Source organism: Aequorivita aquimaris, assembly GCF_001573155.1.
GTDB classification, from domain to species: Bacteria; Bacteroidota; Bacteroidia; order Flavobacteriales; family Flavobacteriaceae; genus Aequorivita; species Aequorivita aquimaris.
On the sequence record NZ_JRWG01000018.1, the window covers coordinates 1 to 5673 of the forward strand.

Below are 5673 nucleotides of genomic sequence, written 5' to 3' on the forward strand. Positions count from 1 at the left end.
TTTTTGAAATATTTTTTTAAAAAGGTATTGCGGGATTAAAAAAGAGTTGTACATTTGCACCCGCTTAGACAATGAGTGACTACAGAACACGATCTGTCGGCGAGCAAAACTAGATAAAAAAGTTCATTGAGATATTGAAATTGACAGCGTAGGTCGCCACCTGGAGAGGTGGTCGACCGACAGAGAAAACTAAACTAAGTGAGAATTCCTGAATTTTTTTGAGAGTCGGGCTCTTTTGGTGTATGGTCGCAATATTATTGAAGATTATACGATGAAGAGTTTGATCCTGGCTCAGGATGAACGCTAGCGGCAGGCCTAACACATGCAAGTCGAGGGGTAGAGGGGTGCTTGCACCCCTTGAGACCGGCGCACGGGTGCGTAACGCGTATGCAACCTACCTATTGCAGGGGAATAGCCCAGGGAAACTTGGATTAATGCCCCATAGTCCATATTGAGAGCATTCGATATATGGTAAAGATTTATCGGCAATAGATGGGCATGCGTCCCATTAGCTAGTTGGTATGGTAACGGCATACCAAGGCAACGATGGGTAGGGGCCCTGAGAGGGGGATCCCCCACACTGGTACTGAGACACGGACCAGACTCCTACGGGAGGCAGCAGTGAGGAATATTGGACAATGGGCGGGAGCCTGATCCAGCCATGCCGCGTGCAGGAAGACTGCCCTATGGGTTGTAAACTGCTTTTTTACGGGAAGAAACACCCCCACGTGTGGGGGCTTGACGGTACCGTACGAATAAGGACCGGCTAACTCCGTGCCAGCAGCCGCGGTAATACGGAGGGTCCGAGCGTTATCCGGAATCATTGGGTTTAAAGGGTCCGTAGGCGGGCGTCTAAGTCAGTGGTGAAATCCCGCAGCTCAACTGTGGAATTGCCATTGATACTGGTCGCCTTGAATTAGTGTGAAGTGGCTAGAATATGTAGTGTAGCGGTGAAATGCTTAGATATTACATAGAATACCGATTGCGAAGGCAGGTCACTAACACTATATTGACGCTGATGGACGAAAGCGTGGGGAGCGAACAGGATTAGATACCCTGGTAGTCCACGCCGTAAACGATGGATACTAGCTGTCCGGCCTGCATTGGTAGGCTGGGTGGCCAAGCGAAAGTGATAAGTATCCCACCTGGGGAGTACGTTCGCAAGAATGAAACTCAAAGGAATTGACGGGGGCCCGCACAAGCGGTGGAGCATGTGGTTTAATTCGATGATACGCGAGGAACCTTACCAGGGCTTAAATGTAGTCTGACAGGGGTGGAAACACCCCCTTCTTCGGACAGACTGCAAGGTGCTGCATGGTTGTCGTCAGCTCGTGCCGTGAGGTGTCAGGTTAAGTCCTATAACGAGCGCAACCCCTGTCGTTAGTTGCCAGCATGTAAAGATGGGAACTCTAACGAGACTGCCGGTGCAAACCGTGAGGAAGGTGGGGATGACGTCAAATCATCACGGCCCTTACGTCCTGGGCCACACACGTGCTACAATGGCAGGTACAATGGGCAGCCACGCCGCAAGGCGGAGCGAATCCACAAAACCTGTCTCAGTTCGGATCGGGGTCTGCAACTCGACCCCGTGAAGCTGGAATCGCTAGTAATCGGATATCAGCCATGATCCGGTGAATACGTTCCCGGGCCTTGTACACACCGCCCGTCAAGCCATGGAAGCTGGAAGCACCTGAAGTCCGTCACCGCGAGGAGCGGCCTAGGGTGAAGCTGGTAACTGGGGCTAAGTCGTAACAAGGTAGCCGTACCGGAAGGTGCGGCTGGAACACCTCCTTTCTAGAGAAAGACGACCGAAAATTCAACAAGAGAAGGCTCTTATAGTGAAGAACGAGGGGGTCTTGCTTGGTTTAGCTGTCAATTTTATAATATTATGGTCAACAGGTTAAGTCTCAGTACATCAAAACTGAATGCTGAACACTGAACATTGGGGCCAATTACAGAGTCCCATAGCTCAGCTGGTTAGAGCGCTACACTGATAATGTAGAGGTCGGCAGTTCGAGTCTGCCTGGGACTACGGTCGAAATCGAGGCTGAAATCGAAATCGAAGTTTGAAAAAAATATTTCTTCGGGAATATAAGTTCATAAACACATATTGAAAGGAAATTTTAGAAGTTGGGGTGCCTATCCTTTTTGGAATTTGGAATTTTAGAATTTTGGAATTTCATTCACAGACGGGGGATTAGCTCAGCTGGCTAGAGCGCCTGCCTTGCACGCAGGAGGTCATCGGTTCGACTCCGATATTCTCCACCAGGGACAACAACCGTCGTCCTCCATTAGCTGCCCGTTATCCGGGCCTGGGGGGTGCGGGGATCCGGACAGTTCATTGACATATTGGAAACAAAGAATACGAGAAAAGCAATAATTAAAAGAAGTTTGCAGTCTCAGTATACAGTTCGCAGTTTTACTGCCTACTGGCACTGAACACTGTTTACTTAAATTTTGAACAACTCATTAAAAGAGCAAAAAGTACAATAAGCAAAACAAGGGCGTATGGGGAATGCCTAGGCTCTCAGAGGCGAGGAAGGACGTGATAAGCTGCGAAAAGCTGCGGGGATTGGCACATACAAGTTGATCCGCAGGTATCCGAATGGGGCAACCCACCATATTGAAGATATGGTACCCGAAAGGGGGCGAACCCGGGGAACTGAAACATCTAAGTACCCGGAGGAAGAGAAAACAATAGTGATTCCGATAGTAGCGGCGAGCGAAATCGGATTAGCCCAAACCGTACAGTTTACGGACTGTGCGGGGTTGTAGGACCACGATATTTGGTGCTTTATGAATAAGAACACGTTGGAAAGCGTGGCCATAGACGGTGATAGCCCGGTATTAGTAAAGACAGTTACCGATAGTGGTATCCTGAGTAGTGCGGGGCACGTGAAACCCTGTATGAATCCGGCGGGACCATCCGCCAAGGCTAAATACTCCTGAGAGACCGATAGTGAACCAGTACCGTGAGGGAAAGGTGAAAAGAACCGTGAACAACGGAGTGAAATAGAACCTGAAACCATACGCCTACAAGCGGTCGGAGCCAGTTTACTGGTGACGGCGTGCCTTTTGCATAATGAGCCTACGAGTTACTGTTGCCAGCGAGGTTAAGGTATTGAGTACCGGAGCCGCAGCGAAAGCGAGTCTGAATAGGGCGCCATAGTTGGTAGTAGTAGACGCGAAACCGTGTGATCTACCCTTGGGCAGGCTGAAGTTTGGGTAACACCAAATGGAGGGCCGAACCCGTTGACGTTGAAAAGTCTTGGGATGACCTGAGGGTAGGGGTGAAAGGCCAATCAAACTCGGAAATAGCTCGTACTCTCCGAAATGCATTTAGGTGCAGCGTTGACATATAGTTTTATAGAGGTAGAGCTACTGATTGGATGCGGGGGCTTCACCGCCTACCAATTCCTGACAAACTCCGAATGCTATAAAATGTTGGTCAGCAGTGAGGGCATGGGTGCTAAGGTCCATGTCCGAGAGGGAAAGAACCCAGACCATCAGCTAAGGTCCCCAAATGTATGTTAAGTTGAAAAAACGAGGTTGGACTGCACAGACAGCTAGGATGTTGGCTTGGAAGCAGCCATTCATTTAAAGAGTGCGTAACAGCTCACTAGTCGAGCGGTCCGGCATGGATAATAATCGGGCATAAACATACTACCGAAGCTATGGACTTGTAATTTATTATAAGTGGTAGGGGAGCATTCTGTTTGCGCCGAAGGTGTACCGCGAGGTATGCTGGAGCGGACAGAAAAGAAAATGTAGGCATAAGTAACGATAATGCGGGCGAGAAACCCGCACTCCGAAAGACCAAGGTTTCCCCAGCTATGCTAATCAGCTGGGGGTTAGTCGGGGCCTAACGCGAACCCGAAAGGGGTAGTGGATGGACAACGGGTTAATATTCCCGTACCTGCCCGCGCTAAAAGTGACGGAGGCGAAAATTGGGTGCGCACTGACGGAATAGTGCGTTGAAGCCAGTGGCAACACGGCGATAGTACACTGAGGCTCCGGCCAAGGTGATAATCCCGAGGATCGACTTCCAAGAAAAACGAGCGAGGCAGCCCGTACCCTAAACCGACACAGGTGGTTGGGATGAGAATTCTAAGGAGCTCGAGAGATTCATGGCTAAGGAACTAGGCAAAATCGACCCGTAACTTCGGGAGAAGGGTCGCCCACGGCAACGTGGGCCGCAGTGAAGAGGTCCAGGCGACTGTTTATCAAAAACACAGGGCTCTGCAAAATCGAAAGATGAAGTATAGGGCCTGACACCTGCCCGGTGCTGGAAGGTTAAGAGGAGATGTCATCCGCCTCGGCGGAGAAGCATTGAATTGAAGCCCCAGTAAACGGCGGCCGTAACTATAACGGTCCTAAGGTAGCGAAATTCCTTGTCGGGTAAGTTCCGACCTGCACGAATGGTGTAACGATCTGGACACTGTCTCAGCCATGAGCTCGGTGAAATTGTAGTATCGGTGAAGATGCCGATTACCCGCTGTGGGACGAAAAGACCCCGTGCACCTTTACTATAGCTTAGTATTGGTTTTGGACAAGTAATGTGTAGGATAGGTGGGAGACTTTGAAGCTGCGTCGCCAGGCGTGGTGGAGTCATTGTTGAAATACCACCCTTTGCTTGTCTAGAGTCTAACCCTTCACAAAAGGGGACAGTGCTTGGTGGGTAGTTTGACTGGGGTGGTCGCCTCCAAAAGAGTAACGGAGGCTTCTAAAGGTTCCCTCAATACGGTTGGCAATCGTGTGTAGAGTGCAATGGCATAAGGGAGCTTGACTGAGAGACCTACAAGTCGATCAGGTACGAAAGTAGAGCATAGTGATCCGGTGGTTCCGCATGGAAGGGCCATCGCTCAAAGGATAAAAGGTACGCCGGGGATAACAGGCTGATCTCCCCCAAGAGCTCACATCGACGGGGGGGTTTGGCACCTCGATGTCGGCTCGTCACATCCTGGGGCTGGAGAAGGTCCCAAGGGTTGGGCTGTTCGCCCATTAAAGTGGCACGCGAGCTGGGTTCAGAACGTCGTGAGACAGTTCGGTCTCTATCTACAGTGGGCGCAAGAAATTTGAGTGGATCTGATCCTAGTACGAGAGGACCGGATTGGACCGACCGCTGGTGCACCAGTTGTCCCGCCAGGGGCACCGCTGGGTAGCTACGTCGGGAAGGGATAAGCGCTGAAAGCATATAAGCGCGAAACCCACCACAAGATGAGATTTCTTTAAAGGGCCGTGGGAGACTACCACGTTGATAGGCCGCAGGTGCAAGGGCAGCAATGTCCCAGCCGAGCGGTACTAATAGCCCGTAAGCTTATGTACGCCGCCTTCCCGCCCGTAAGGGCGGGGGTGCAACTCTTTTTTTAAGCAGGTTCACTTTTCTTCTATTGTTTGTTTCGATATGTCAAGATATTTGTCCGCCAATGGCGGACAGTGCAAGGTGCAAAACTGCAAGCAACAGTATTTTTTACTGCCAACTGCAACTGAACACTGAACACTTAAAACTAAGGTGGTTATAGCGACGGGGCTCACCTCTTACCATTCCGAACAGAGAAGTTAAGCCCGTTTGCGCCGATGGTACTGCTATCCAGTGGGAGAGTAGGTCGCCGCCTTCCTTTAAAGTCCTTCATTGAAAAATGAGGGACTTTTTTTATGGGGTAAAGGGAGATA

Annotated in this window: 2 tRNA genes and 3 rRNA genes; all 5 read left to right on the plus strand. The window is 50.4% G+C overall.

Features of this window, described 5'->3' with window-relative positions:
- Nucleotides 1-268: 268 nt before the first annotated feature.
- Nucleotides 269-1794: ribosomal RNA gene (locus LS48_RS14455) — 16S ribosomal RNA — on the plus strand.
- Between the two features lie 164 nt (nt 1795-1958).
- Nucleotides 1959-2032 (plus strand) — tRNA-Ile (locus LS48_RS14460).
- 159 nt (nt 2033-2191) lie between these two features.
- Nucleotides 2192-2268 (plus strand) — tRNA-Ala (locus tag LS48_RS14465).
- A gap of 219 nt (nt 2269-2487) precedes the next feature.
- Nucleotides 2488-5325: ribosomal RNA gene (locus tag LS48_RS14470) — 23S ribosomal RNA — on the plus strand.
- Between the two features lie 183 nt (nt 5326-5508).
- Nucleotides 5509-5618 (plus strand): 5S ribosomal RNA (gene rrf / locus LS48_RS14475).
- Together the 16S, 23S and 5S rRNA genes with 2 tRNA genes alongside form the textbook arrangement of a ribosomal RNA operon.
- The last annotated feature ends 55 nt before the right edge of the window (nt 5619-5673 follow it).